General features: G+C 74.6%; 24 protein-coding genes. 14 read left to right on the top strand and 10 right to left on the bottom strand.

All coding sequences use genetic code 11. The annotated features are described in order from the left end of the window. The first annotated feature begins 288 nt into the window (after positions 1-288). Positions 289-1,140, top strand: a complete 852-nt coding sequence (locus tag EDD39_RS16590) for a HEAT repeat domain-containing protein (RefSeq protein ID WP_123556864.1) — start codon at positions 289-291, stop codon at positions 1,138-1,140. 63 nt (positions 1,141-1,203) lie between these two features. Here the strand turns inward: EDD39_RS16590 and EDD39_RS16585 are convergent, their stop codons facing one another. Both EDD39_RS16585 and EDD39_RS16580 read right to left on the bottom strand, forming a co-directional pair. Continuing rightward, on the bottom strand, positions 1,204-1,566 hold the full coding sequence (locus EDD39_RS16585) for a MerR family transcriptional regulator (protein WP_123560514.1): 363 nt from the start codon (positions 1,564-1,566) through the stop codon (positions 1,204-1,206). Positions 1,567-1,658: 92 nt separating this feature from the next. Next, positions 1,659-2,705 carry an MDR family NADP-dependent oxidoreductase gene (locus EDD39_RS16580; RefSeq protein ID WP_123556862.1) on the bottom strand — a complete coding sequence of 349 codons (1,047 nt, stop codon included), beginning with the start codon at positions 2,703-2,705 and terminating at the stop codon, positions 1,659-1,661. A 374-nt stretch (positions 2,706-3,079) separates the two neighbouring features. Here EDD39_RS16580 and EDD39_RS16570 point away from each other — a divergent pair, with 374 nt between their 5' ends. Beyond that, complete coding sequence (locus tag EDD39_RS16570; protein ID WP_123556860.1) at positions 3,080-3,316, top strand: hypothetical protein; 237 nt, start codon at positions 3,080-3,082, stop codon at positions 3,314-3,316. A 63-nt stretch (positions 3,317-3,379) separates the two neighbouring features. On the opposite strand, the gene EDD39_RS16565 is transcribed toward EDD39_RS16570, so the two are convergent. Next, a complete protein-coding gene (locus tag EDD39_RS16565) occupies positions 3,380-4,009 on the bottom strand; it encodes a TetR/AcrR family transcriptional regulator (RefSeq protein WP_123556858.1) in 630 nt (209 codons plus the stop codon). A gap of 110 nt (positions 4,010-4,119) precedes the next feature. On the opposite strand from EDD39_RS16565, the gene EDD39_RS16560 reads away from it, so the two are divergent. The 5 genes from EDD39_RS16560 (at position 4,120) to EDD39_RS16545 (ending at position 7,947) form a co-directional block, all read left to right on the top strand. Beyond that, on the top strand, positions 4,120-5,169 hold the full coding sequence (locus EDD39_RS16560) for a zinc-binding alcohol dehydrogenase family protein (protein WP_123556856.1): 1,050 nt from the start codon (positions 4,120-4,122) through the stop codon (positions 5,167-5,169). Positions 5,170-5,288: 119 nt separating this feature from the next. Further along, positions 5,289-5,846, top strand: a complete 558-nt coding sequence (locus tag EDD39_RS16555; protein ID WP_123556854.1) for a DinB family protein — start codon at positions 5,289-5,291, stop codon at positions 5,844-5,846. 63 nt (positions 5,847-5,909) lie between these two features. Continuing rightward, the gene (locus tag EDD39_RS42705; RefSeq protein WP_354644872.1) at positions 5,910-5,984 is read left to right on the top strand and encodes a putative leader peptide; all 75 of its coding nucleotides are present in this window, start codon (positions 5,910-5,912) and stop codon (positions 5,982-5,984) included. A gap of 123 nt (positions 5,985-6,107) precedes the next feature. After that, on the top strand, positions 6,108-7,124 hold the full coding sequence (locus tag EDD39_RS16550; protein ID WP_123556852.1) for an isopenicillin N synthase family dioxygenase: 1,017 nt from the start codon (positions 6,108-6,110) through the stop codon (positions 7,122-7,124). Positions 7,125-7,236: 112 nt separating this feature from the next. Continuing rightward, positions 7,237-7,947 (top strand): MerR family transcriptional regulator, encoded by a 711-nt coding sequence (locus EDD39_RS16545; protein ID WP_123560513.1) that lies wholly within the window; start codon positions 7,237-7,239, stop codon positions 7,945-7,947. Positions 7,948-7,977: 30 nt separating this feature from the next. Here the strand turns inward: EDD39_RS16545 and EDD39_RS16540 are convergent, their stop codons facing one another. Genes EDD39_RS16540 through EDD39_RS16525 form a run of 4 tightly spaced genes read right to left on the bottom strand, consistent with a single transcriptional unit; the run spans position 7,978 to position 13,786 of the window. Further along, the gene (locus EDD39_RS16540; RefSeq protein WP_123556850.1) at positions 7,978-10,146 is read right to left on the bottom strand and encodes a 3-hydroxyacyl-CoA dehydrogenase NAD-binding domain-containing protein; all 2,169 of its coding nucleotides are present in this window, start codon (positions 10,144-10,146) and stop codon (positions 7,978-7,980) included. 41 nt (positions 10,147-10,187) lie between these two features. Further along, on the bottom strand, positions 10,188-11,408 hold the full coding sequence (locus tag EDD39_RS16535) for an acetyl-CoA C-acetyltransferase (RefSeq protein ID WP_123556847.1): 1,221 nt from the start codon (positions 11,406-11,408) through the stop codon (positions 10,188-10,190). A 60-nt stretch (positions 11,409-11,468) separates the two neighbouring features. Next, positions 11,469-12,611 carry an acyl-CoA dehydrogenase family protein gene (locus EDD39_RS16530; RefSeq protein ID WP_123556846.1) on the bottom strand — a complete coding sequence of 381 codons (1,143 nt, stop codon included), beginning with the start codon at positions 12,609-12,611 and terminating at the stop codon, positions 11,469-11,471. Positions 12,612-12,643: 32 nt separating this feature from the next. Then, a complete protein-coding gene (locus EDD39_RS16525) occupies positions 12,644-13,786 on the bottom strand; it encodes a CaiB/BaiF CoA transferase family protein (protein ID WP_208765513.1) in 1,143 nt (380 codons plus the stop codon). A gap of 173 nt (positions 13,787-13,959) precedes the next feature. On the opposite strand from EDD39_RS16525, the gene EDD39_RS16520 reads away from it, so the two are divergent. The 4 genes from EDD39_RS16520 (at position 13,960) to EDD39_RS16505 (ending at position 17,504) form a co-directional block, all read left to right on the top strand. After that, positions 13,960-14,664: a GNAT family N-acetyltransferase gene (locus tag EDD39_RS16520; RefSeq protein WP_123556841.1), complete on the top strand. Its 705-nt coding sequence runs from the start codon at positions 13,960-13,962 to the stop codon at positions 14,662-14,664. A gap of 175 nt (positions 14,665-14,839) precedes the next feature. Then, entirely contained in the window at positions 14,840-16,345 is a 1,506-nt protein-coding gene (locus tag EDD39_RS16515; protein WP_279638386.1) for a flavin-containing monooxygenase, read from the top strand. 118 nt (positions 16,346-16,463) lie between these two features. Further along, positions 16,464-16,727, top strand: a complete 264-nt coding sequence (locus tag EDD39_RS16510) for a DUF1876 domain-containing protein (RefSeq protein WP_123556839.1) — start codon at positions 16,464-16,466, stop codon at positions 16,725-16,727. 123 nt (positions 16,728-16,850) lie between these two features. Further along, complete coding sequence (locus EDD39_RS16505) at positions 16,851-17,504, top strand: Pr6Pr family membrane protein (protein WP_123556837.1); 654 nt, start codon at positions 16,851-16,853, stop codon at positions 17,502-17,504. Positions 17,505-17,559: 55 nt separating this feature from the next. Here EDD39_RS16505 and EDD39_RS16500 read toward each other — a convergent pair whose 3' ends face one another. Then, on the bottom strand, positions 17,560-18,372 hold the full coding sequence (locus tag EDD39_RS16500) for an IclR family transcriptional regulator (protein ID WP_123556835.1): 813 nt from the start codon (positions 18,370-18,372) through the stop codon (positions 17,560-17,562). A gap of 202 nt (positions 18,373-18,574) precedes the next feature. On the opposite strand from EDD39_RS16500, the gene EDD39_RS16495 reads away from it, so the two are divergent. Genes EDD39_RS16495 through EDD39_RS16485 form a run of 3 tightly spaced genes read left to right on the top strand, consistent with a single transcriptional unit; the run spans position 18,575 to position 21,752 of the window. Further along, positions 18,575-19,873 (top strand): sugar ABC transporter substrate-binding protein, encoded by a 1,299-nt coding sequence (locus tag EDD39_RS16495; protein ID WP_162870190.1) that lies wholly within the window; start codon positions 18,575-18,577, stop codon positions 19,871-19,873. 32 nt (positions 19,874-19,905) lie between these two features. Beyond that, positions 19,906-20,883 carry a carbohydrate ABC transporter permease gene (locus EDD39_RS16490; protein ID WP_123556831.1) on the top strand — a complete coding sequence of 326 codons (978 nt, stop codon included), beginning with the start codon at positions 19,906-19,908 and terminating at the stop codon, positions 20,881-20,883. Beyond that, positions 20,880-21,752, top strand: a complete 873-nt coding sequence (locus tag EDD39_RS16485) for a carbohydrate ABC transporter permease (RefSeq protein ID WP_425269692.1) — start codon at positions 20,880-20,882, stop codon at positions 21,750-21,752. The genes EDD39_RS16490 and EDD39_RS16485 overlap by 4 nt, the downstream gene beginning before the upstream one ends. A gap of 39 nt (positions 21,753-21,791) precedes the next feature. On the opposite strand, the gene aroA is transcribed toward EDD39_RS16485, so the two are convergent. Both aroA and EDD39_RS16475 read right to left on the bottom strand, forming a co-directional pair. After that, positions 21,792-23,024: a 3-phosphoshikimate 1-carboxyvinyltransferase gene (aroA, locus tag EDD39_RS16480; protein ID WP_123556829.1), complete on the bottom strand. Its 1,233-nt coding sequence runs from the start codon at positions 23,022-23,024 to the stop codon at positions 21,792-21,794. Between the two features lie 235 nt (positions 23,025-23,259). Then, positions 23,260-24,876 (bottom strand): ABC-F family ATP-binding cassette domain-containing protein, encoded by a 1,617-nt coding sequence (locus tag EDD39_RS16475; protein ID WP_123556827.1) that lies wholly within the window; start codon positions 24,874-24,876, stop codon positions 23,260-23,262. Between the last annotated feature and the right edge of the window lie 359 nt (positions 24,877-25,235).

Below are 25,235 nucleotides of genomic sequence, written 5' to 3'. Positions count from 1 at the left end.
CGGTCGGCCGGCCGGACGCCGGGCGGTCGCACGGCCAGGCGCCGGGTGGTCGGCCGACCGCGCGCCGGCGCCTGACCGGTCGTCACCGACCGTCGCCGTGACCTGCGTTTCCGTGGTGCGGCGGCGACGGTCGGCCACCGGGCCGATCCCTTCCGTGACCCTCCATCACTCCCCCGCATCACCTCGGCAAAGTTTTCGTCCCGGGCGGAAAATCCCCACGACAGCGCGACGGCTCCGCCCCAGAATGTCCGTGATCTTCACGGGGCACGGCCGAGTACGGGGGAGCGCATGACCACGGAAATCCCGCTGACGGAACTGGACGCCACGCGGTGGGAGGGGCTGGAGACCGCGCACTGGTCCAGCCCCGCGACGATGGTGCCGCGGGTGCTGCACCGGCTGGCCGCCGTCGGGCCCGACGGCGGCCGCCCCGAGGACTGCGAACTGCTGTACTGCCTGATCCCCGAACCCGGGCGGCCCGTCCCGTCCGCGACCCCCGTCGCCCTGCCATTCCTGCTCGCGCTGGCCGCCGACCCCGCCACCGGCGCCGCCCGCGGACCGCTCACCGCCCTGCTGGCCCGCCTGCTGCCCGCCGCCCCCGACCTGCCCGAACGGCACCGCTCCCGGGCCCTGCCGCTGCTCACCGACCCGGACCCGGCGGTCCGCCGCGCCGCCCTCCCGCTCGCCCCCGACCCGGGCTGCCTGCTCGGCCTGTGGCGCACCGAGACCGACCCGTCCGTCCGGCTCTCCCTGCTGCTCGCGCTGGCCGGCACCGCCACCACCGGCGCCCGCGCCGTCCTCGCCGAGACCCTCACCGAGGACCACCCCGCGCTGTACGTCGCCGCCGTGCACGCCTCCGCCGGCCACGACCCCGACCTGCCGGTCCGCCACCTCGACCGGCTGCTCACCCTGCTCACCGACCCCGCGCTGCGCCCCCGCTTCGACGACGTCTGGTACCCGGCGCACCGCCCCGGCCCGCTGACCCGCGAGCACCTGCTCTGGTCCGTCTACGGGCTGCTGGTGCACCGCCCCGACCTGCAGTCCGCCTACCCCGGCCACCTGCTCGCCGCGGCCGACCGCACCGGCGACGAGGCGCTGCGCCGGGAGGCCGTCCTGCTGGCCCGGCACCACGGCGGATCCTGACCGGCCGTCAGCCGGCGGCCGGCCGGGCACCGCGGCGCCTGACGGCCGCCGACTGACGGCCGCTCACCCCGCGGCCGGACCGGCGGCGTGCGCGAGCGCGGCCCGCAGCCGGGTGAGCCGGGCGATCTCGGCGTCCAGCGCGGCGAGGCGGCGCCGGACCACCGGACCGCCGGAGGCGCCCGTGCAGCGGCGGGCCGGGTCCGCGACCAGCAGGTCGAAGGACTCGGCGTGGCCGCGCAGGTCCTCGATGGTTAGCCCGAGGGAGAGCAGGGTGCGGATCACCCGGACCCGGGCCACGTCCGCGCTGTCGTAGCAGCGCTGGCCGCTGGTGCTGCGGGCGGGCGGCGGCAGCAGGCCGCGCTGCTCGTACAGGCGCAGCGCCCTGGGCGTGGCTCCGGCGGCGGCGGCCGCGTCCCCAATCCGCATGAGCGTCATGTCCGTGCGTCCTCCCCGGTGGCCGGTGCCCGGCCGCCGGTGGACGGCGGCCGGTGGTCCTTGGAACCGCCGGCGCCGCCCGGTCATTCCGCGGGCAGTTCCACCAGCACCGTGCCGAAGTGCCGCCCCTCGGTCATCTCCTGGAAGGCCCGCGGGGCCCGTTCCAGGCCGCTCACCCGGACGTGCGGGAAGGCGATCCGGCCCTCCCGCAGCCACTCGCCGAAGCGGGGCCGCCACGCGGCCTCCACCTCGGCCTGCCCGGCGTTCCCGCAGCCGACCAGCCGAACGCCCTTGATGATGAGCTGGAAGGCGTCCAGGCGCAGCGGGGGGTGCGCGGCCGGGGTGTCGCCGAGCTGTCCGGAGAGCACGCCGACCAGGGCGGCGCGGGCGCCGGGGCGGGCGGCGGCGAGGGCCGCCTCGGCCTGGTGGCCGCCGACGTTGTCGATCAGCAGGTCGATGCCGTCGGGTGCGGCCTCGGCGAGCTGCCGGGCGAAGCGCTCGGCACGGCCGGGCCCGTCGCCCGTCCGCTCGTCCACCAGCACGGCGTCGTAGCCGAGTTCGCGCAGCCGCTCGGCCTTGGCCGGGGAGCCGGTGGTGCCGATGACGGTGCCCGCACCGAGCAGCCGGGCGGTCTGGCCGGCCAGGGTCCCGACGCCTCCGGCCGCGCCGGTGACCAGCACGGTGTCGCCGGGGCGGACCGGCGCGATGCGGGTGAGCACCCCGTAGCCGACCGAGCCGGGCGCGAGGTGGGCCGCCGGATCGGCCAACTCCTCTACCAGCGGGGTCAGTTCGTCCGGGCCGGCCACCGCGTACTCGCGCCAGCCCCGGAAGTGGACGACCAGGTCGCCGGGGCGCAGCCCGCTGCCCGCCGGGGCGTCGACCACCTCTCCGACGGCCGGCCCGAACAGCGTGTCGCCGGGTTCGATCGGCGGGAACGGCGTACCCGGCGGGGTCTCGCCGAGCAGCGTCGCCAGCCCGGCGAACAGCAGGAACCACCGGTTGCGCAGCAGAACCTGACCCGCCGCGGGCCTCGGGGCGGGCGTCTCGACCACCGCCAGGTCGGCGGCGACCGGACGGCCCTGCGGGCGGCGGGCGAGGCGGATCTCGCGGACGGTTTCGGGCACGCTCATGGACGGCTCCTCGGGGAGTACCGGACGGCAGGTGCCGGAACGCTAGCCCTTGACCCGCGGGTCAGGGTCAAGCACGCCGGAGCGCGTCGCGCCGACTGCACGGAGAGGGGCGGGAGACGGACGCGCCGGCCACCGGCCGGATCTCGCACGCCGACCTGGCCGTCGCCCTGCTGGAGGAGATCGAGTCCCCGCGCCACCACGCCGTCCAGCTCGCCGTCTCGCACTGACGGCCCGCCGGGCCCGGTGGACACGGCGGAACGACCGGCCGCCGCGCAATCTGTCCGGACGCGGCGGAACAGCCGGGCGGATTGCGCGGCGGCCGGCCGGGTAGCCGGGAGGCCGGGACCGCACGCCCCGAGCCCGAGGAGGCACCGATGACCGCACGCCGCGACCCCGCACCCGAGGACCGGAACGCCGACCGCAGCACGGGCCGGCCGGGCAGCGAGGGCGACCGCCGGTACGGGGACCGGGCCGCCGACGTCCGGCCGACCCGCGAGCCCGACCCGGACGTCCGCGGCCCGCAGGAGGGGTACGACGCGACCGCCGACGCCGCCCGCCGCAGCGGCGCACCCGCTCCGGACGACCGGGACCCGCAGCCGGAGCACCCGTGAGCGCGGCACGGCAGACGCACCCGTCCGCGCCGGGACGCCCCTGACCGTCCCGCCGGGCCGGGCCTATGCCCCGGCCGCCGCTCCGGCGAGGAGGAGGGCGATCGCGTCGTCGACGAGGTCCTCGCCCTGGGCGGGCGTGATCCGGCGGGAGGTGACGAGTGCCGAGGCGCCCTGGACGGTCGCGGACAGGAGGAGGGTGAGCCGGCCGACGTCGGACGCCGGGTAGGCGCCCGACGCGGCGCCCGCGGCCATGAGGTCGGCCAGCGCGGCGAACAGGCGCTCCGCGGCGGCGCCCACCGCCGCGGAGGGCTCTTCGGCCTTCGTCGTGAACATCAGGTCGAGCAGCGCCGGTTCCCGGACGGCGAATTCCACGTACGCCCGGGCCGCCGCGCGCAGGGTGCGCACCTGGTCGTGCGCGGCGTCGGGGGTGCGGTCGGGGGCGAGGCCGTCCCGGGCCCGGGCGGCGGCCCGGCGGATCTCGTCGGCGAGGCGGAGGAAGCCGCGTTCCGCGAGCGCGTCGAGCAGGGCGCCCCGGTCGGGGAAGTGGCTGCGCGGGGCGCCGTGGCTGACCCCGGCCTCGCGGGCCAGTTCGCGGAGGGAGAGCGCGTCGAGTCCGCGTTCGCGGAGCACCTTCTCCGCCTGTTCGAGCAGCACGGCGCGAAGGTTGCCGTGGTGGAAGGGCCGGTGGGACATGGCCCCATCCTATCCAAAACTAGTCATTGACTAGTTTCTAGGCACTGCCTAGTCTCTGGGTGCCGGACACCGACGTACCGGATCGCCAACTCCAGGGAGCGGGAACCGAGATGACCCACCCGAACACCGCGCTGTGGCTGCCGAAGCGGGGCGCGCCCTTCACCGTCGGCCCCGCGCCCTACACACCCCCGGCGGCGGGCGAGGTCGTCGTCCGGGTGCGGGCGGTCGCCGTGAACCCGATCGACGGCCTCCCGGGCTTCCTGTACCGCCTGGCGCTGCCCTGGCTGGCCTTCCCCGCCGTCGTGGGCTCGGACGTCGCGGGCGAGGTCGTCGAGACGGGCCCGGGCGTGACCCGGCTGCGCCCGGGGGACCGCGTCCTCGGGCACGCGTTCGGCGTCGACGAGTCCCGCAACCGTCCGGCCGAGAGCGCCTTCCAGCACTACGCCGTGCTCCTGGAGCACATGGTCGCCCCGCTGCCCGACGCGCTGCCCTTCTTCCGGGCGGCCGTGCTCCCGCTGGCCCTCTCGACCGCCGCCACCGGCCTGTTCCAGCAGGACCACCTCGGCCTCGCGCCGCCCTCCGCCCGGCCCGCCGACCGGGGGGAGACGGTGCTGGTCTGGGGCGGCGCGACGAGCGTCGGGAGCAACGCGATCCAGCTCGCCCGCAACGCCGGCTACCGGGTGGTGGCCACCGCCTCGCCGGCCGGTTTCGACCACGTCCGCGCCCTGGGCGCCGCGCACGCCGTCGACCGCACCGCCCCCGACGCCGTCGAGCGGGTCCTGGAACTGCTCGACGGCGGTCCGCTCGCGGGCACCCTGGCGATCGGGGCCGGTTCGCTCCGCCGGACGGTCCCGATCGCGGCCCGCGCGGCGGGCAGCGGGCGGATCGCCTCTACCCAGCCCGCGGTCCTCGTCCGCCTCCCGGCCCTGCGCGCGCTCCGACGCGGCGTCCGGGTCAGCGGCGTCTGGGGCGGCACCCTGAAGGACAACGAGGTCGGGCCCGCCGTCTACACCGGCTTCCTGCCGTCCGCACTGGCCACCGGCGCCTACCGGGCCGCACCGGACGCCGTCGTCGTCGGCCACGGCCTCGACCGGATCCCCGACGCCCTGCGGGAGTTGAAGCGCGGAGTGCACGCGAAGAAGCTGGTGGTGACCCTCTGAAACCCGCGCGGTCCGCAGCGGCTCCCGGGCCCGCGCCCGCGACACCTCCCGGCCCGCCCGCGGCGGCTCCCGGCGCGTCCGGTCCGGGCGCTGTCACGGGCAGCTGGCAGGCTGGCCCGATGAGCGAATCCACCACCTCGCCGCAGAACTTCTCGCCCGCCTGGGCCGGCATCGCGGGCCGGGCCGATCCGCCGCTGGTCGGCGACGAGCGGGAGATCCTGCTCTCCTACCTGGAGTTCCACCGCGAGACCTTCGCGCTGAAGTGCGCGGGCGTCCCGACCGAGCGGCTGTCGGAGTTCCTGGTGCCGCCGTCCGGGCTGACCCTGCACGGGCTGGTGCGGCACCTGGCCGGGGTCGAGCAGTGGTGGCTGCAGATCCAGTTCGCCGAGGACGAGTCCCGGCCGCTGGTGTACTACTCGGACGACGACCCGGACCAGGACTTCGAGCGCCTCGACGGGGACTTCGACCAGGCCCTGGCCACCTGGCGCGCCCAGGTCGAGGTGTCCCGCCGGATCGTCGCCGAGGCGCCCTCGCTGGACGCCACCGGCACCCACAAGGCCACCGGGCAGCCGGTGTCGCTGCGCCGCGTCCTGGTGCACCTGCTCGCCGAGTACGCCCGCCACAACGGGCACGCGGACCTGCTGCGCGAACGGATCGACGGCGCCACCGGGTACTGACGGGCCCCGCGGCGCCGCCGGTACCGCCCGGAGGCTTCCGGGCGGGGGTTGTAGCCTGGTGGGGTGCTCCTACTCGTCAGCCGTCGCCACGTGGACCTGCTCCGCGTCACGAGCATGTCCTGTCGACGCTCCGGCTGACCTCACCCCTCCCCCTCCGGCCCCCGCCCTCCCCCACCGGGACGCGCGGGCCCCCGTCCCCCCGGCCCGTCCGGCGTGATCCGCCGTCCCCGCCGGGGTCTTCACCACCGCGGACGCACCCCCATGACGCAGCAGCACCCCACCTCCCTCCCCGTCATCGACCTCTCGCTCGCCGACGGCACCCCCGCCGACCGGGAACGCCTGCACCGCGACCTGCGCGCGGCCGCCACCGGCGTCGGCTTCTTCCAGCTCACCGGGCACGGCGTCACCCCCGCCGAGACCGCCGCGCTGACCTCCGCGATGCGGGCCTTCTTCGCCCTACCCGAGACCGACCGGCTGTCGGTCAGCAACCTCAACTCCCCGCACTTCCGCGGCTACACCCGCACCGGCGACGAGCGCACCGGCGGCCGCCGCGACTGGCGCGACCAGCTCGACATCGGCCCCGAACTGCCGCCGCACGTCCCGGCCCCCGGCGAGCCCGCCTACTGGTGGCTGGAGGGGCCCAACCAGTGGCCCGCCGCCCTGCCCGAGCTGCGCACCGCCGCCCTGCACTGGATCGACCGCCTCGACGGCGTCGGCCGCCGCCTGCTGCACGAACTGCTCGCCTCGATCGGCGCCCGCCCCGACTTCTACGACGACGCCTTCGCCCCGCACCCCCACCTGCACCTCAAGCTGGTCCGCTACCCGGGCAGCGCCCCCGACGGCCCCCCGCAGGGCGTCGGCACCCACAAGGACTACGGCTTCATCACCCTGCTCCTCCAGGACACCGTCGGCGGCCTCCAGGTCGAACGCCCCGACGGCACCTTCCTGGACGTCCCCCCGCTGGACGGCGCCTTCGTCGTCAACCTCGGCGAACTCCTCGAGGTCGCCACCGACGGCTACCTCAAGGCCACCTCCCACCGCGTGCTCTCCCCGCCCGGCGCCCGCGAGCGCTTCTCCGTCCCGTTCTTCTACAACCCGCGCCTGGACGCCCACATCACCCCGCTCGACTTCCCGCACGCCCACCACGCCCCCGGCATCACCCGGGACCCCGGCAACCCGCTGCACGCCGAGTTCGGCACCAACGAGCTGAAGGGCTACAGCCGCGCCCACCCCGAGGTCACCCGCCGCCACCACGCCGAACTGCTCGCCAGCGGCTGACCGGACCCCCGCTCGGCCCGCGCCGACCGCCCCCGGGTGTCCTGGTGCGGGGGCGGCGGCGGGTGCGACACTGCCGGTGTCACAGTGGGGTCTGGGTGAGGGGTCGGGTGTGGTGGACGGGCCGCGGTGGACGGTGGAGGAGCTGGCGGACCGGGCCGGGGTGACGGTGCGGACGCTGCGGTTCTACGGGACGAAGGGGCTGCTGCCGCCGCCGGAGCTGGGGGCGCGGCGGGTGGGGTGGTACGGGGCGGAGCACCTGGGGCGGCTGGAGCTGATCGAGGAGTTGCAGCGGCAGGGGCTGACGCTGGCCGCGATCGACCGCTACCTGGCGCAACTGCCGCAGGACATCGGCGAGTTGGACCTGGCGATCCACCGGGCGCTGGTGGCGTCCTGGACGCCGGAGTCGGCCGAGGAGGCGAGCCGGGAGCAGGTGGAGCGGCGCGCCGGGCGGGCGCTGTCGGACGCGGACCTGGACTCGCTGGCGGCGATGGGCGCGCTGCACCGCACCGGCGACCCGGACGTGTTCAAGGTCGACCCGGGCCTGCTGCCGCTGGGGGTGCGGGTGCTGGACGTGCCGATCCCGCTGGAGACGCTGCTGGCGGCCCGGGCGGTGGTGCGGCTGCACAGCCGGGCGACGGCGCACGACCTGCACCGGCTGTTCCGGGACACCGTGTGGCGCCCGTACCGGGAGAGCGGCCCGGCGCCCGCGGAGCTGGAGCGGATGCGGGAGCTGACCGACCGGATCCAGCCGATGGTGGTGCAGGCGCTGGTGACGGCGTTCCAGCGCTCGCTGGCGGAGGAGCTGGCCCGCCCGGCGGAGTGAGGCCGCCGGGCGGGGGTGCGGCGCGGGTCGTCAGTCGGCGTACCGTCCGCCGCTCCCGGCGAGGGCGGTCAGCGAGGCGGGCGGGGTGAAGCGGTCGCCGTAGGCGGCGGCGAGTTCGCGGGCGCGGGCGGTGAAGCCGGCCGGGCCGCCGGGGTAGCCGTTGACGTACTGCAGGACGCCGCCGGTCCAGGCGGGAAAGCCGATGCCGAGGATCGAGCCGATGTTGGCGTCGGCGACCGAGGTGAGGACGTGCTCGTCGAGGCAGCGGATCGAGTCGAGCGCCTCGGCGAACAGCATCCGCTCCTTCATGTCCTCGAACGGGATCTCCGCGCCCTCGCGCCGGAAGTGCTCGCGCAGGCCGGGCCAGAGCCGGGTGCGGCGGCCGTTCTCGTACTCGTAGAAGCCGGCGCCGCCGCTGCGGCCGGGGCGGTCGAACTCGTCGAGCATCCGGTCCATGACGGCCTCGCCGGGGTGGGAGGTCCAGCTGCCGCCGGCCTCCTCGACGGCGCGGCGGGTCTCGTTGCGGATCTTGCGGGGCAGGGTGAGGGTGAGCTCGTCCAGCAGCGAGAGGACCTTGGCGGGGTAGCCGGCCTGGGCGGCGGCCTGTTCGACGGAGGACGGGTCGAGGCCCTCGCCGATCATGGCGACGCCCTCGTTGAGGAACTGGCCGATGACCCGGGAGGTGAAGAAGCCGCGGGAGTCGTTGACCACGATCGGGGTCTTGCGGATCTGCCGGACCAGGTCGAAGGCTCGGGCGAGGGCCTCGTCGCCGCTGCCCGGGCCGCGGATGATCTCGACCAGCGGCATCTTGTCGACCGGCGAGAAGAAGTGCAGGCCGACGAAGTCCGCGGGCCGCTCCACGCCTTCGGCGAGCAGGCCGATCGGCAGGGTGGAGGTGTTGGAGCAGAGCAGCGCGTCGGGGGCGACCACGTGCTGCACCTCCTGGAACACCTTGTGCTTGAGCTCGGGGTTCTCGAAGACCGCCTCGATGACGGTGTCGCAGCCGGCCAGGTCGGTGGCGTCCGCGGTGGGGGTGATCCGGGCCAGGAACGCCGCCCGCTCCTCGGCGGTCATCCGGCCGCGCGCCACCTGCTTGTCCAGCAGGCCCGCGCTGTACGCCTTGCCGCGGTCGGCGGCCTCCTGGGTGACGTCCTTGAGCAGGACCTCCAGGCCCGCCTTGGCGCAGGAGTACGCGATGCCCGCGCCCATCATGCCCGCGCCCAGTACCGCGACCTTCGACGCCTTCCACGCGGGCACCGAACCCGGGCGGGAGGCACCGGAGTTGACGGCCTGCATGTCGAAGAAGAAGGCCTGGATCATGTTCTTGGAGGTGGGTCCGCAGGCCAGCTCGGTGAAGTACCGGGCCTCGACGGCGAACGCGGTGTCCACGTCGACCTGGGAGCTCTCCACGGCGGCCGCCAGGATGTTGCGCGGCGCCGGGTAGGGCGCGCCGTTCAGCTGCTTGCGCAGGTTGGCCGGGAAGGCGGGCAGGTTGGCGGCGAACGCGGGGGTGCTGGGCGTGCCGCCGGGGATCCGGTGGCCCTTGACGTCCCAGGGCTGCAGGCTGGTCGGGTTGGCGGCGATGAACTCGCGCGCCTTGGCGTCCATCTCCTCGGCGGTGGCGGCGAGTTCGTGCACCAGGCCGTGTTCCAGGGCCTGCGCCGGACGGTACTGCTGGCCCTGCAGCAGCACCTTGAGCAGGGCGTCGGTGATGCCGAGCATCCGCACGGTGCGCACCACCCCGCCGCCGCCGGGCAGCAGGCCGAGGGTGACCTCGGGCAGGCCGATCCTGCTCCCGGGGGCGTCCAGCGCGATCCGGTGGTGGCAGGCCAGCGCGATCTCCAGGCCGCCGCCGAGCGCGGCGCCGTTGATCGCGGCGACCACCGGCCGGCCGAGGGTCTCCAGGCGGCGCAGCGCGCGCTTGATCCGCATCGAGTCGGCGAACACCTGCTCGGCGTCGTCCGGCCCGACCGAGGACAGCAGTTTGAGGTCGCCGCCCGCGAAGAAGGTCTTCTTCGCGGAGGTGACGATGACGCCGGCCAACTCCTCGGTGGCGGCGAGCCGTTCGACGACCGCTTCGAGCGCGTCGGTGAAGCCGGCGTTCATGGTGTTGGCGGACTGGGCCGGGTCGTCGAGGACGAGGGTGACCACGCCGTCCTGGTCCTGCTCCCAGCGGATGGGGCTGCTCACGTCGGTCATGTCTGCGAAGTCCTTGGGTGAGTACGTGAGTTGACGGGTGGTCAGGCGTTGATGCGTTCGATCACGGTGGCGATGCCCATGCCGCCGCCCACGCACAGGGTGGCCAGGCCGTAGCGCAGGTCGCGGCGCTCCAGCTCGTCGATCAGGGTGCCGATCAGCATCGCGCCGGTCGCGCCGAGCGGGTGGCCGAGCGCGATCGCGCCGCCGTTGACGTTCACCTGGTCGTGCCGGAAGCCGAGTTCGCGCATGAAGCGCAGCGCGACGGCGGCGAACGCCTCGTTGATCTCGACCAGGTCGATGTCGGCGGCGCTCAGCCCGGCCTTGGCGAGCGCCTTGCGGGTGGCGGGGGCGGGGCCGGTGAGCATGATGGTCGGCTCGGAGCCGGAGACCGCGGCGGACACGATCCGGGCCCTCGGGGTGAGGCCGTAGCGCTCGCCGATCTCCTTCGACCCGATGGCGACCAGCGCGGCGCCGTCCACGATGCCGGAGGAGTTGCCCGCGTGGTGGACGTGGTCGATGGACTCCACCCAGTGGTACTTCTGCAGCGCGACGGCGTCGAAGCCGCCGAGCTCGCCGATGTCCGCGAAGGACGGCTTCAGCCCGGCCAGCGACTCCACCGTGGTGCCGGGGCGGATGAACTCGTCGCGGCCCAGCACCACCAGCCCGTTGCGGTCGCGCACCGGCACCACCGAGCGGTCGAACAGGCCGTCGGCCTGCGCCTTCGCGGCCCGGGCCTGCGACTCGACGGCGAACGCGTCCACGTCGGTGCGGGACAGGCCCTCGACGGTGGCGATCAGGTCGGCGCCGATGCCCTGCGGGACGAAGCCGGTCTCGTAAGCGGTCATCGGGTCGGCGAACCAGGCGCCGCCGTCGGAGCCCATCTTCACCCGGGACATCGACTCGACGCCGCCCGCCAGGATCAGGTCCTCCCAGCCCGAACGGACCTTCGCCGCCGCCAGGTTGACCGCCTCCAGGCCGGACGCGCAGAAGCGGTTCTCCTGCACGCCCGCGACGGTGTCAGGCAGCCCGGCGGCGATCGCCGCGACCCGGGCGATGTCGGAGCCCTGGTCGCCGATCGGGCTGACCACGCCGAGCACGATGTCGTCGATCGCCGCCGGGTCCAACGACGGGAAGCGGCGCCGCAGTTCGTGGATCAGACCGACCACCAGGTCGATCGGCTTGGTGCCGTGCAGGGAGCCGGTCTGCTTGCCGCGCCCGCGCGGGGTGCGGATCGCGTCGTAGACGTACGCTTCGGTGGTCACGGTGGGGATGCCTTTCGGGCGGAGGGTCGGGCGGGTCGGGGGCTGACGGGCTGACGGGCTTCAGGCGAGCAGGGAGCGGCCGATGATCTCTTTCATGATCTCCGTGGTGCCGCCGTAGATGGTCTGGACGCGCCCGTCGGTGAACGCCCGGGCGACCGCGCTGTCACTCATGTAACCGGAGCCGCCGTGCAGTTGCAGGCAGCGGTCGGCGGTGCGCTTCTGCAGCTCGGTGGCCCACCACTTGGCCATCGAGGCGTCCACCGGGGTCAGCGCGTACCTGTTGTGCTCGCTCACGCAGCGGTCCACGAAGGCCCGGGTGACGGCGCACTCGGTGGCCAGCTCGGCGATCTCGAACCGGACGTGCTGCAGCTTGGCCAGCGGCCGGCCGAACGCGGTGCGCTGCTTCACGTACCCGGTGGTCTCCTCCACCAGCTGCTCGGCGGCGGCGATCGCGGCGACCGCGATGGCCAACCGCTCCTGCGCCAGGTTGCGCATCAGGTACAGGAAGCCCTGGTGCTCCTCGCCCAGCAGGTTGGCCTTCGGCACCCGCACGTCGTGGAAGAACAGCTCGGCGGTGTCCTGCGCCTTCTGCCCGATCTTGTCGAGGTTGCGGCCGCGCTCGAAGCCCGGCGTGCCGCGCTCCACCACCAGCAGGCTCAGCCCGTGCGCGCCGCCCTCCGCGGTGGTCTTCGCCACCACCACGACCAGGTCCGCCAGGATGCCGTTGGAGATGAAGGTCTTCGCGCCGTTCAGCAGGTAGTGGTCGCCCGCGTCGACCGCGGTGGTGCGGATCGCCTGCAGGTCGGAGCCGGTGTCGGGCTCGGTCATCGCGATCGCGGTGATCAGCTCGCCGGAGCAGAACCCGGGCAGCCAGCGCTCCTTCTGCTCCTCGGTGGCCAGACCGGTCAGGTACGGGCCGATGATGTCGTTGTGCAGGCCGACCGCCAGTCCGCTGGCCCCCGCCCGGACGAACTCCTCCGCCAGCACCGCGGCGAACCGGAAGTCCGGGCTGCCCCCGCCGCCGTACCGCTCGTCCACGGCGGTGCCCAGCAGCCCGGCCTTCCCGGCGGCCAGCCAGGCGGAGCGGTCCACGATGCCCTGCTGCTCCCAGCGGGCGTGGTGCGGGACGACCTCCCGGGCGAGGAAGGCCCGGACGGTGGTGCGGAAGTCCTCGTGTTCCTCGGTGTAGAGCTCGCGCTGCACGGGCGTTCCCTTCGGGGCGCTGGCGGGGTCGTTCAGGAGGCCGGCGGGGCGGGGCGGTCGAGTGCGGGCACGTCCCAGTCGCGGGCCACCTCGGCGGTGTGCGCGCCGGGGACGGCGGGCGGGGTGCGCAGCGCGCCGGGGGTGGCGGAGAAGCGCGGGGCCGGGGCGGGTTGCGGGGTGCCGTCCCGTTCGGTGTAGCTGCCGCGGGCCGCCAGGTGCGGGTGCGCGGCGGCCTGACGGAGCGTCAGCACCGGTGCCACGCAGGCGTCGTGGCCCTCGAACCGGGCGGTCCACTCGGCCTGGGTACGGGTGGCGAACCGGGCCGCGACGGCCTCCCGCAGTTCGGGCCAGCGCGCCGGGTCGTACTGCTCGGGGGCGTCCGCGTCCAGCTCCAGCAGCCGGGCGAACTCGGCGTAGAAGCGCGGCTCCAGCGGGCCGACCGCCATCCACCGGCCGTCGGACGTCTCGTACGTCCCGTACCAGGGGGCGCCGCCGTCCAGCAGGTTGACGCCCCGGCGGTCCTGCCACAGCCCCGCGTCCATCAGGCCCCACAGCATGGTCGACAGGTGCGCGGCGCCGTCCACGATCGCGGCGTCCACCACCTGGCCGGTGCCGGTCGCGCGGGCGTGGTGCAGGGCCGCGAGCAGGCCGACCACCAGGTAGAGCGAACCGCCCGCGTAGTCGCCCAGCAGGTTGGCCGGGATCGCCGGGGGCCCGTCCGCCGGGCCGATCAGCCCGAGCAGGCCGGCGGCCGCCAGGTAGGTGACGTCGTGCCCGGCCCGCTGCGCGAGCGGGCCGTCCTGCCCCCAGCCGGTCATCCGGCCGTACACCAGCGCCGGGTTGCGGGCCAGGCAGTCCTGCGGGCCGACCCCGAGCCGCTCGGCCACCCCGGGACGCCAGCCCTCGATCAGCAGGTCGGCCCGGGCGGCGAGGTCCCGCACGACGGCCGCGCCCCCGTCGTCCTTCAGGTCCACCAGCACCGAGCGCTTGTTCCGGTTCGTCAGGTCCCGGGCCGGGTCCGGCCCGAGCCCCTGCCCGCCGGGCCGGTCGACCCGCACCACGTCCGCCCCGAGGTCGGCCAGCAGCATCGCGGCGAACGGCCCGGGGCCGATGCCCGCGAGCTCCAGCACCCGGACCCCCGCCAGGGGGCCGGAAGGGGGTGTTGCGGGGGTCATCGTCGACCGCCTCCCAGGTTTGACAGTGAAGCTGTCACAGTGGCGATGATAGGGACGTGACTCGCCGGTAACAAGAGCCCGCCCGCCCTGCACGGGCCGCCGGAACCGCGGGACCCGGCGGCCCGGGTGCGCGATCATGGGGTGGACCGATCGACCGGGAGGGACCGGAGCCCATGCGCGATCTCGATGCCGCCACCGCCGTACTGGACGACCCCGTGGCCGCCTCGCTGGACGGGGCGCACGCCCACCTGGCCCGGCGGCACGGGCAGGCGGTGCGGTACGACCCCGAGGTGGCGAGCTTCAGCAGTGTCACCGCCCGGCCCGGGCCGGGGGCCTGGACGGACCTGGCCGAGCTGCTGGGGGCGGGCGAGTTCGCCGACCTGTTCAACTGCCCGGCGCTGCCGCCCGCCCGCTGGGAGCCCGAATTCACCCTGGCCGGGCACCAGTTGGTGCAGACGCAGCCGGTCCGCCCGGCCGCGCCCGCGGCTCTGCGGGTGGTCGAGCTGGGCGCCGCCGACGTGCCCGCCATGCTGGAGCTGGTGGAGCGGACCCGCCCCGGCCCGTTCCGGCCGCGCACCCGCGAACTCGGCACCTACCTGGGCGTCCGCGGCCCCGACGGGACGCTGCTCGCGATGGCCGGCGAGCGCCTGCACCCGCCCGGCTTCACCGAGGTCTCCGCCGTCTGCACCGCCCCCGAGGCCCGCGGCCGGGGCCTGGCCGCGCACCTGGTCGGCGAGCTGGCGGCCCGGATCACCGCCCGCGGCGAGCGCCCGTTCCTGCACGTCGCCGCCGCCAACACCGGCGCGCTCGCGCTGTACGAGCGGCTGGGCTTCGTCCGCCGCGCCGAGGTGGTCTTCCGCGGCTTCCGCACCCCCTGACGCGCCCGGGACGCACACCGGCCGCTGTCGCGCCTCGCTGCCGCCCGCCTGACCACGGGCGCTGCGCGGAGGCCACACCCCGCCGGGCCGCGCGTTGTGACCTTCCGGCCTGGCGGGGGCCGGACGGCGTTGGCGATCATGGAGCGACCCGTCCGCCCACCGCCAGGGAGCCCCCGTGCCCACCGCCCCGGACGCCCCCGCACCCGGCTCCGCCTCCGCTCCCGTCCCCGTCCCCGAGCACCTGGACGTGCTGATCGTCGGCGCCGGGATGTCCGGCATCGGCGCGGGCTGCCGGCTGGCCGCCGAGCGCCCCGGCCGGAGCTTCGCGCTGCTGGAGGCCCGGGACGGCTGCGGCGGCACCTGGGACCTGTTCCGCTACCCGGGCGTCCGCTCCGACTCCGACCTGTACACCTTCGGCTACGCGTTCAAGCCGTGGCGCCACCGGGAGTCGCTGGCCCGCGGCCCGCAGATCCTCGCCTACCTGCGCGAGACCGTCCGGGAGCACGACCTGGAACGGCGGATCCGCTACCGGCAGCGGGTGGTCGGCGCGTCCTGGTCGACCGAGCGGGCCCGCTGGACGGTCGAGGTCGAGCACGTCGGCACCGGCCGGCGCACCACCCTGACCTGCGGCTGGCTGTTCTGCGCGGCCGGCTACTACCGCTACGACCGGGGCCACACCCCGCCGCTGGCCGGGTTGGAACGGTTCGCCGGACCGGTCGTCCACCCGCAGCACTGGCCCGCCGACCTCGACCACACCGGCCGGCGGGTCCTGGTGGTGGGCAGCGGCGCGACCGCCGTCACCCTCGTCCCGGCGCTGGCCGAACGGGCCGCGCACGTCACCATGCTGCAGCGCACCCCCGGCTACGTGATGCCGGTGCCCCGGCGCGACGCCCTCGCCGCCCTGCTGCGCCAGCTGCTCGGCGAGCGGCGCGGCCACGCGCTGGTGCGCCGCCGCAACATCGTCCGGCAGCACGCCGTCTGGGCGTTCTGCCGGCGCCACCCGCGGGCCGCCCGGCGGATCATCCGCCGGGCCAACGCCCGCCGCCTGCCGCCCGGTTACCCCGTCGACGAGCACTTCGCCCCGCCGTACGACCCGTGGGACCAGCGGCTGTGCGCCGCCCCCGACGGCGACCTGTTCACCGCGATCAGCGACGGCCGGGCGTCCGTGGTCACCGACCGGATCAGCCGCTTCACCGAGCACGGCGTCCGCCTGGCCTCCGGCCGGGAACTCGCCGCCGACCTGGTGGTCACCGCGACCGGGCTGGAGGTGCGGGCCTTCGGCGGCATCCCGCTGCGGGTCGACGGGGTGCCGGTGCGGCCCGCCGAGACCGTCGCCTACAAGGGCGTGATGCTCTCCGGCGTCCCCAACTTCGTGTACGCGCTGGGCTACCCGAACGCCTCCTGGACCCTCAAGGTCGACCTGCTGTGCGCGCACTTCGCCCGGCTGCTCGCCCACATGGACCGGCACGGCCACCGGATCTGCCGCCCCGAGGTCGCCGACCCCGCGATGCCGCTGCGGCCGCTGCTCGACTTCGCCGCCGGCTACCTCCGGCGGGGCGCCCCGCTGCTCCCCCGCCAGGGCGACCGCTCCCCCTGGCGGGCCCCGGCCGGCTACCGCGAGGACACCCGGCTGCTCGGCGCCGGGCCGGTCACCGACCCCGAACTGCACTTCTCCGACTGAGCCCCCCGCCGTCCGGGCGCGGCCGCACGTTGACGCGCACCGCGCCCGGGCGGACGCTGGGAGGGAGCGAGGCGCACCGGCCGCCCGTGCGCGGTGCGCACCCGGAAGGTGAACCGCCATGCAGAACCACTGGGTCGTCGACCTGACCTTCGACGAGGACGAGTCCCGCACCACCTGCACCGCCGCGCTCAGCGGGTTCAGCGCCCCCGGCGCCCGCGGCACCGGCACGGCCCGCCGCAACCCCGGCGATGACGCCGACGCCGCGATCGGCGAGGAGCTGGCCGCCGCCCGGGCCTGCAACGACCTCGCCCAGCAGCTGATCGGCCGCGCCGCGACGGGCATCGAGGGCCACACCCACACCCCCGCGCAGCTGTCCTTCTGACGCCCGGCCCGGCCCGCACCACCCCCGACCGGTGATCTTTTCCGACCGCCGAACCGGCGGGTAGAGTGCGGCGATCTGTCGTGCCCACGGGGGGCACCGCCGAAACGAACGTCCGGTGACCGCATGACCGTCTGGACCCGTCCCGCCACCTGGTGGCGCTGCGCCATCGTCCTGTCCGCGTTCCTGGGGATCTTCCTCAGCAACAGCTCCCTGGTGTACTTCACCATCCAGAGCAACGTGATCGTGCTCGGCTACTTCCTCGCCGCGCTCTACTGGACGGCCAGGCGCGACACCACCGACGCCCCGGCCCCCCGCCTGCGCGGCGCCGCCGTCCTGTACATCACCATCACCGGCATCGTCGCGCACGTCCTGCTCAACCACGGCGAGAACCCGCTCCCCGGCCTGGTCTCCGGCCCCGACCGCCTCCAGCACTGGTCCAGCTTCTTCCTGCACTACACCACCCCGGTGCTGGTCCTGGCCGAGTGGCTGCTCTGCTCCCCCCGCAACGCCTCCCGCTGGCGCGACCTCCCGCTCTGGCTCTCCTACCCCCTCGGCTACGCCGTCCTCACCGAGACCCGCGCCATCCTCTTCCCGGACTTCCCGGTCCGCTACCCCTACTTCTTCCTCGACCCGACCGAGAAGGGCTACGCCTGGGTCGGCCTCCAGATGATCCAACTCGTCGCCGAGTTCGCCGTCCTCGGCGCCCTGGTCATCGGCCTCGACCGCCTCGGCACCAAGCTCCGCCGCGCACCGGCGGCCGAGACCGCCGAGGTCTGACGGCCCGTCCGCCGCCGCCCGCCCCGTCCACCCGCCGGTGGGCGGGGCGTCGTCGTCAGCGGGTGGAGCCCATGGTGCGGGAGACGCGGGCGGCGGTGGCGGCGACGACGGGGCCGAGTTCGCGGGCGCGGGCGGCGGTGATGCGGGAGGTGAGGGCGGAGGTGGAGATGGCGCCGATGACGGTGTTGTTGTGGTCGAAGACGGGGGCGGCGATGCAGCGGACCTCGGGTTCGTTCTCGCGGTCGTCGACGGCGTAGCCGCGGGTGCGGATCCGGGTGAGTTCGGTGCGCAGGGCGGCGGCGGAGGTGAGGGTGCGGGTGGTGATGGCGGGGAGGCCGTCGGCGACGACGGTGGCGAAGGCGTCCTCGGGCATCCAGGCGAGCATGGCCTTGCCGACGGCGGTGCAGTACATGGGGGCGCGGCTGCCGATCCGGGAGGCCATCCGGACGGCGGTCTCGTTCTCGACCTTGTCGACGTAGACGACGTACGGCGCGTCGGGGACGCACAGGTGGACGGTGCCGCCGACCTCGCGCATCAGCTGGTGGGCCTCCTCGGAGGCGGCGGTGCGCAGGTCGAGGGTGGCGAGGTACGCCTGGCCGAGCCGGAGGGCGCCGGGGCCGAGCCGGAAGTGGCCGCTGTCGCGGTCGCGGGCGAGGAGTTGGGCGTCGACCAGCGGGGCGGCCAGGCGCAGCACGGTGGACTTGGACATCCCCAGGCCGTCGGCGAGCGCGGTGAGGCCGAGGTCGGTGCCGGCCGCCGCGTGGTCCCGGACGTGTTCGAGCACCGCGAGGGCGCGGCGCAGCGACGCGGACTGGTTGCGTTCCGGCCGACCCTCGGGGGTCCGGCTCTCGGCGGCGGTGCTGGTCATGGGGTGTGACGCTACGGCGCGGCCGGGCGCGGTGCCAGTTCCGCAGCACATCGTTTTGCAGTGCAGAACTTTCGCGGTCTGCTCTTGTCGCCGTACCCGGTGAGTTTCTAACGTCCCGCTCACACCGATCCCCCACTGCATGTCCCGGTTCGTCCCGGGGCGCGCAGGTGCGTCCCGCTGCGGCGAGGAGATGACGTTGAGCATGAAGAAGCTGGCCCGTGGTGCCGCCCTTGCCGTGCTGGCCGGCACCGTGGCCACGGCCTGCGCGCCGGGCACCGCGAAGACCGCGACGTCCGCGGACAAGCAGACCGGCACCGTGAAGGTCTGGCTGTACGACGAGGCGAACCGGACGCCGAAGGAGCAGGTGGTGGCGCAGGCCGTCGCCGACTTCAAGGCGAAGCACGCGGGCGTCGAGGTCGAGGTGTCGTACATCCCGACCGACGCCGGTCCGCGCGCCGAGAAGATGAAGGGCGCGTTCAACGACCCGTCCTCGGCGCCGGACGTGGTGGAGTTCGGCAACACCGACCTGTTCGGCTACACCGCCTCGGGCGGCCTGGCCGACATCACCTCCGACCTGTCCGGCTGGGAGGACGGCAAGGACCTGCCGCAGGACCTGAAGGACACCGCGGTGGTCGACGGCAAGACGTACGGCCTGCCGTGGTGGCTGGGCGTGCGCGCGCTGTACTACCGCACCGACGTGTTCACCGAGCTGGGCCTGCAGGCGCCGACCACGTACGACGAGCTGAAGTCGGCGGCGGAGAAGGTCCGGGCCGCGCACGGCGACCTGCTGGGCATCGCGGTCGGCGGCAAGTACACCTTCGGCGCGCTGCCGTTCGTCTGGGCCAACGGCGGCGACCTGGCCGCGCAGAGCGGCTCGGCGTACGCCTCGGCGATCGACTCGGCGCAGTCGCAGGCCGGTGTGAAGCAGTACACCGACCTGTTCACGGACGCGATCTGCCCGGCGCAGCAGTGCGCCGACCTGACCGGCGGCAAGACCGTGGAGGCGTTCGCGGCGGGCAAGGCCGGCATGGCGATCCTGCCGAACTCCTCGCGCAGCGCGGTGGAGGCGGGCGCGGCGAAGGGCAAGTACGCGATCGTGCCGCTGCCGGGCACCGCGGCCGGGAAGATCGCCCCGGCGTTCTCCGGCGGCAACGACCTGGGCGTCATGAAGTCGACCCAGCACCGCAGCCTGGCGGTCGACTTCATGAAGGAGCTGGCGTCGAAGAAGAACCAGCTGGCGCTGTTCGACGCGATGGGCAACCTGCCGACGCTGTCCTCGGCGCGCGCCGAGGTGGTGCAGAAGCAGCCGTGGCTGAAGCCGTTCACCGACACCATCGAGGCGGGCACCAAGTTCGTCCCGAAGGACGCCGCCTGGGCCAAGATCGACGCCCAGAACGTGGTGCCGACGATGCTGCAGAAGGTCATCACCGGCAAGTCCGACGTGGCCGGTGCCACCAAGGAGGCCGCCGCCGCGATGAACGCCTCGTTCAGCGGCAAGTAGCCGTCAACCCGTAGAGGAAGCGGAAGTCGTCGATGCCTGCCACGACCGTCACCGCCCGGGCGGACCACGGGGACTCCTCCCCGGTCCGCCCGGCGGGCGGCGCCCCCGCCACGGGCCGCCGCCGCCCCGGGCCGCTGTCCCGGATCCCCGTCCCGCTGTGGCTGCTGCTGCCGGCCGCCCTGGTGCTGATCCCGCTGTTCGGCTACCCGCTGTACCAGCTGGGCCTGCTGTCGGTGCTCAAGTTCGGGCAGCCGCAGGCGTCCGGCGGCGTGCCGACCGAGTTCGTCGGCCTGTCGAACTACACCGACGTGCTGGGCGACGCCCAGTTCTGGACGGTGCTCGGCCAGACCCTGGCGTTCGCCGCGTTCTGCGTGCTGGCCACCCTGGCGGTCGGCGCGACCTGCGCGGTGCTGCTGACCCGGGTCGGCAGGTGGCCGCGGCTGATGCTGATGTTCGGCGCGCTGGGCGCCTGGGCGGCGCCCGCGATGACCGGCTCCACGGTGTGGATGTTCCTGCTGGACACCAACTCCGGCCTGGTCAACGAGGTCCTCGGCACCCAGGGCCACAACTGGATGTACGACAAGTGGTCGGCGTTCGCCATGGTCGCCGTGGTCGTGGTCTGGCACAGCTTCCCGTTCGTGATGATCACCCTCTACGCGGGCATCCAGGCCATCCCGGACTCCGTCGTCGAGGCCGCCCGCCTGGACGGCGCCGGGACGGTCACGATCTTCCGGAAGATCATGCTGCCGATGCTGCGGCCGCTGCTGGTGATCGTGGTGATCCAGTCGATCATCTGGGACTTCAAGGTCTTCACCCAGATCTACGTGATGACCGGGGGCGGCGGCATCGCCGGCCAGAACCTGGTCCTCAACGTCTACGCCTACCAGAAGGCGTTCGTCGCCGAGAACTACAGCCTGGGCGCCGCGATCGGCGTCCTGATGACGCTGATCCTGCTGGGCGTCACCGCCGTCTACGTCCGCAGCCTGCGCCGCTCCGGGGAGGAACTTTGATCCGCAAGCCCTTCACCGCCGGGCGCCGCGACAACCGGGTGCTGCGGCAGGGTGCGAACACCGTCGCCGTGGTGCTGGCCCTGCTGACGGTGTTCCCGCTGTACTGGATGGTGCTGTCGGCGCTGAAGCCGAAGGGCGAGATCACCTCGGCGCACCCGCGGCCGTGGACGTTCGCGCCGACGCTGGAGAACTTCCGCAACGCGCTGGGGGTGTCCGGCTTCGGGCGGTACTTCCTGAACAGCCTCGCGGTGGCGGTGGTCGTGGTGGTGGTGTCGGCCGCGATCGCGTTCCTGGCGGCGGTGGCGCTGTCCCGGTTCAGGTTCCGGTTCAAGACCACCATCCTGATCATGTTCCTGGTGGCGCAGATGGTGCCGGTCGAGGCGCTGACCATCCCGCTGTTCTTCCTGGTCCGGGACATCGGCTCGGTCGCGCCGGGCTTCGGCCTGTCCTCGCTGGGCTCGCTGATGCTGGTGAACCTGGCGTTCTCGCTGCCGTTCGCGGTGTGGATGCTGCGCGGTTTCGTCGCGGCGGTGCCGGAGTCGCTGGAGGAGGCGGCCCGGATCGACGGGGCGAGCCGGTTCACCATCCTGTGGCGGATCCTGTTCCCGCTGGTGGCCCCCGGGCTGGCGGCGACCAGCGTGTTCTCCTTCATCACGGCCTGGAACGACTTCGTGTTCGCCAAGACCCTGATCCTGGACACCGACCACCAGACCCTGCCGGCCGCGCTGATGGTGTTCTTCAAGCCGGACGAGAACGACTGGGGCGGCATCATGGCCGCCTCGACCCTGATGACCGTCCCGGTGCTGGTCTTCTTCGTGCTGGTGCAGCGGCACATGGTCTCGGGCCTGGGCGGCGCGGTGAAGGACTGAGCCCGCACCGCGCACCACCCCCGTTCGCCGCCCGGGCGGTCAGCCCTCCGGCCGGGCCGCCCAGGCGGCGAACGCGTCGTGGAAGCCGGGGAAGGTCTTGCGCACGCAGCCCGGGTCGTCGTAGGTCGTGCCGGGGGTGCGCAGCCCGGCGACGGCGAAGGACATCACGATCCGGTGGTCGCCGTGGGTCTCGATCTCGACCGGCTTCGGGGTGCCGGGGCGGATCTCGATCCAGTCCCGGCCGGTGGCGACGTCGACGCCCTGGCGGCGCAGGTTCTGCGCGCAGGCGTCGAGCCGGTCGCACTCCTTGATCCGGGTGTTGTAGACGTCCTCGATCCGGATCGGGCCGGAGGCGAACGGGGCGATGGCCGCCAGCGTCGGCATGGTGTCGGAGATGTCGCGCATGTTGACGGTCCCGCCGGTGAGGGTGCCGCCGGTGACGGTGGTGGCGTCCGCCCCGATCTCGACCTTCGCGCCGAGCCGCTCCAGCACCTCGACGAACTTCAGGTCGCCCTGGAGGGCGCCGCGGCCCAGGCCCGGGACGGTCACCTCGCGGCCGGTCAGTGCGGCGGCGGCGAAGAAGTACGAGGCCGTGGAGGCGTCCGGCTCGACCGGGTACCGGGCGGCGGTGTAGCCGCCGGCCGGGACGTCGAACACGTTCCCCTCGCGGGCCACCTCGACGCCGAAGCTGCGCATCATGGCGAGGGTGATCTCGACGTACGGGGCGGAGACCAGGTCGGTGACGCGGATCCGCAGGCCGGTGCGGGTGAGCGGGCCGAGCAGCAGCAGCGCCGTCAGGTACTGCGAGGACAGCCCGGCGTCGAGCGTGACCTCGCCGCCCTCGACGCCGGCCGCCCGGACGCTCAGCGGGTGGTGGCCCTCGGCGCCGTGGTGCTCCAGGGCGACGCCGAGGTCGCGCAGCGCGGTGGTGAGCGGGCCGAGCGGACGGCGGCGCATCTGCTCGGAGGCGTCGAAGTGGAAGGTGCCGTGCCCGGCGGCGGCCAGCGTGGGCAGGAAGCGGGCGGTGGTGGCGCCGTCCCGGCAGAACACCGAGGCGCCGTCGGCGCCCGGCCCCTGCGGGCGGCCGGTGATCCGCCACTCCCGCTGCTCGCGCTCCACCTGGTACCCGAGCGTGCGCAGGCCCTCGGCGAAGCCCTCGGTGTCGTCCGACACCAGCGGGCGCACCAGGGTGGTCACCCCGTCCGCCGCGGCGGCCAGGAACAGCGCGCGCGCCGTGACCGACTTCGAACCGGGGATCTCGACCAGCGCCACGGCACACCCTCCAGCGGGACAACGACAGACCGACAACAGGACCGCCCCCGATCCTGCCCTCCCGCCGGGCGCCCGGGCCCGGCCGTCCCACGGTACGGACACCGGAATGGGACGGACCGGCCGGACGGCCCCGCCGGACGGGCCGGGGCAGGTCGGGCCTGGGCGGGCCGGGGCAGGTCGGGCCTGGGCGGGTCGGGCCTGGGCGGGCCGGGGCGGGCCGGGCGGCGCGGGCAGGTCAGCGCGGGTCGGTCGGGCGGAGGTCACCCCCGTCCCACTCCAGCCAGCGGGTGATGCCGATCTCCCGGAGGAAGGGGTAGTCGTGGCTGGCGACGATCAGGGTGCCCCGGTAGCCGGCCAGGGCCTGGGTGAGCTGGCGGACGCTGGCCAGGTCCAGGTTGTTGGTCGGCTCGTCGAGCAGCAGGAGCTGCGGCGGCGGGTCGGCCAGCAGCAGGGCGGCCAGGGTGGCCCGGAAGCGCTCGCCGCCGGAGAGCGTGCCGGCCGGCTGGTCGGCCCGGGCGCCGCGGAACAGGAAGCGGGCCAGCCGGGCCCGGACCTCGTTGTCGGTGGCGGCGGGGGCGTGTGCCCTGACGTTCCGGAAGACCGTCTGCCCGTCGTCCAGCACGTCCAACCGCTGGGGCAGGTACCGCAGTTGCACCGGGGTGGTGACCATGCCCTCGGCGGGGGCGAGTTCACCGGCGACGGTGCGCAGCAGCGCGCTCTTGCCGGAGCCGTTGCGGCCGAGCAGGGCGACCCGTTCGGGGCCGCGCAGTTCCAGGTCGATCCGGCCGCGGCCGCCGTGGGCCAGGCGGACGCCCTCCAGGGAGAGGACGGTGCGCCCGGCGGGGACGGCGGTGCGGGGCAGGTCGATCCGGATCTCGGCGTCGTCCCGGACGGCCTCCTCGGCGGTGGCCAGCCGGTCCTTGGCCTCGTTGAGGCGCTCGGTGTGCATGCCGCGCAGGCGGCCGGCGGTCTCCTCGCCCTTGCCCTGGAGCTTGTCGGCCAGCGCCTTGGGGTCGTTGCGCCGCACCGAGCGCTGCTTGCCGTAGGCGGCGGACTTGGCGAGCCGCTGGGTGGCCTCGACCAGGTCCCGCTTCTGCCGCTTGACGTCGGCCTCGGCGTTGCGGACGACGCGCTCGGCGGCCTCCTGCTCGGCCTCCAGGGCCTCCTGGTAGGCGCTGAAGTTGCCGCCGTACCAGGTGACTTCGCCGTCCCGCAGGTCGGCGATCTGGTCGACCCGGTCCAGCAGTTCGCGGTCGTGGCTGACCAGCAGCAGCACGCCGGGGAAGCCGGCCACCGCGTCGTACAGCCGGGCCCGGGCCTGGGCGTCCAGGTTGTTGGTGGGCTCGTCGAGCAGCAGCACGTCGGGGCGGCGCAGCAGCAGGGCGGCGAGGTGCAGCAGGACGGCCTGGCCGCCGGAGAGCTCGCCGGTGGTGCGGTCGAGGTCGAGCTCGGCGAGGCCGAGGCGGTCGAGGGTGGCGCGGGCGCGCTCCTCGACGTCCCAGTCGTCGCCGACCGCGGTGAAGTGGCGCTCGTCCACGTCCCCCGACTCGATGGCGTGCAGGGCCTCGCGCTGGGCCCGGATGCCGAGCGTCTCGTCCACCCGCTGCCCGGCGGCGACCGTCAGGTCCTGTGGCAGGTAGGCGAGTTCGCCCGCGACCCGGACGGTGCCGGCGGCGGGGGCGAGCTCCCCCGCGATCAGCCGCAGCAGCGTGGACTTGCCCGCGCCGTTCAGCCCGACCAGCCCGGTGCGGCCGGGGCCGACGGCGAGGTGGAAACCGCTCAGCAGCGGACGGCCGTCGGGCCATTCGAAGCCGAGGTCGGTGCAGAGGATCGAGGTGGTGGGTTGCGCCATGAGGGCCTCCTGGAGGTTGCCGTGGGAAGGGGAGCAACACGGGAGACACCGGGAACGCGGGAGCGCACAGGGCCGTCACGGGGAACGGGGGAACCGCCGCGGGAAACAGGAAACCCGCACGGGAGCCGCAGAACCGCCGACCGGCCGAGGTCGCACTCGCGCCCGCACGCCGACCGACCCGGAAAGGACACGGGTGTGGCGTGTGCGCGGTGTCTCATGACCTCAGACGAGCAACGGCCTTCTCCAGACGTGCGGGGATGCAACGTCTCCGAGGGTACGCAGCCCCCTCCGCGCCCCGCAACGGAATTAGGTCCCGACCTCGAACCCCCCGGCCCCGGCACCCCTGCCGCCCCCGGCCG

The organism is Kitasatospora cineracea (assembly GCF_003751605.1).
GTDB lineage: Bacteria > Actinomycetota > Actinomycetes > Streptomycetales > Streptomycetaceae > Kitasatospora > Kitasatospora cineracea.
The sequence above is the reverse complement of the archived record's forward strand: the minus strand, read 5'-3'. Positions and strand labels throughout refer to the sequence as shown.

What these genes read in the sequence shown, in the direction of transcription:
- EDD39_RS16590 (WP_123556864.1), top strand. Translation starts at nt 289, where the DNA reads ATGACCACGGAAATCCCGCTGACGGAACTGGACGCCACGCGGTGGGAG.
- EDD39_RS16585 (WP_123560514.1), bottom strand. Translation starts at nt 1,566, where the DNA reads ATGCGGATTGGGGACGCGGCCGCCGCCGCCGGAGCCACGCCCAGGGCG.
- EDD39_RS16580 (WP_123556862.1), bottom strand. Translation starts at nt 2,705, where the DNA reads ATGAGCGTGCCCGAAACCGTCCGCGAGATCCGCCTCGCCCGCCGCCCG.
- EDD39_RS16570 (WP_123556860.1), top strand. Translation starts at nt 3,080, where the DNA reads ATGACCGCACGCCGCGACCCCGCACCCGAGGACCGGAACGCCGACCGC.
- EDD39_RS16565 (WP_123556858.1), bottom strand. Translation starts at nt 4,009, where the DNA reads ATGTCCCACCGGCCCTTCCACCACGGCAACCTTCGCGCCGTGCTGCTC.
- EDD39_RS16560 (WP_123556856.1), top strand. Translation starts at nt 4,120, where the DNA reads ATGACCCACCCGAACACCGCGCTGTGGCTGCCGAAGCGGGGCGCGCCC.
- EDD39_RS16555 (WP_123556854.1), top strand. Translation starts at nt 5,289, where the DNA reads ATGAGCGAATCCACCACCTCGCCGCAGAACTTCTCGCCCGCCTGGGCC.
- EDD39_RS16550 (WP_123556852.1), top strand. Translation starts at nt 6,108, where the DNA reads ATGACGCAGCAGCACCCCACCTCCCTCCCCGTCATCGACCTCTCGCTC.
- EDD39_RS16540 (WP_123556850.1), bottom strand. Translation starts at nt 10,146, where the DNA reads ATGACCGACGTGAGCAGCCCCATCCGCTGGGAGCAGGACCAGGACGGC.
- EDD39_RS16525 (WP_208765513.1), bottom strand. Translation starts at nt 13,786, where the DNA reads ATGACCCCCGCAACACCCCCTTCCGGCCCCCTGGCGGGGGTCCGGGTG.
- EDD39_RS16520 (WP_123556841.1), top strand. Translation starts at nt 13,960, where the DNA reads ATGCGCGATCTCGATGCCGCCACCGCCGTACTGGACGACCCCGTGGCC.
- EDD39_RS16510 (WP_123556839.1), top strand. Translation starts at nt 16,464, where the DNA reads ATGCAGAACCACTGGGTCGTCGACCTGACCTTCGACGAGGACGAGTCC.
- EDD39_RS16505 (WP_123556837.1), top strand. Translation starts at nt 16,851, where the DNA reads ATGACCGTCTGGACCCGTCCCGCCACCTGGTGGCGCTGCGCCATCGTC.
- EDD39_RS16500 (WP_123556835.1), bottom strand. Translation starts at nt 18,372, where the DNA reads ATGACCAGCACCGCCGCCGAGAGCCGGACCCCCGAGGGTCGGCCGGAA.
- EDD39_RS16495 (WP_162870190.1), top strand. Translation starts at nt 18,575, where the DNA reads ATGAAGAAGCTGGCCCGTGGTGCCGCCCTTGCCGTGCTGGCCGGCACC.
- EDD39_RS16490 (WP_123556831.1), top strand. Translation starts at nt 19,906, where the DNA reads ATGCCTGCCACGACCGTCACCGCCCGGGCGGACCACGGGGACTCCTCC.
- EDD39_RS16475 (WP_123556827.1), bottom strand. Translation starts at nt 24,876, where the DNA reads ATGGCGCAACCCACCACCTCGATCCTCTGCACCGACCTCGGCTTCGAA.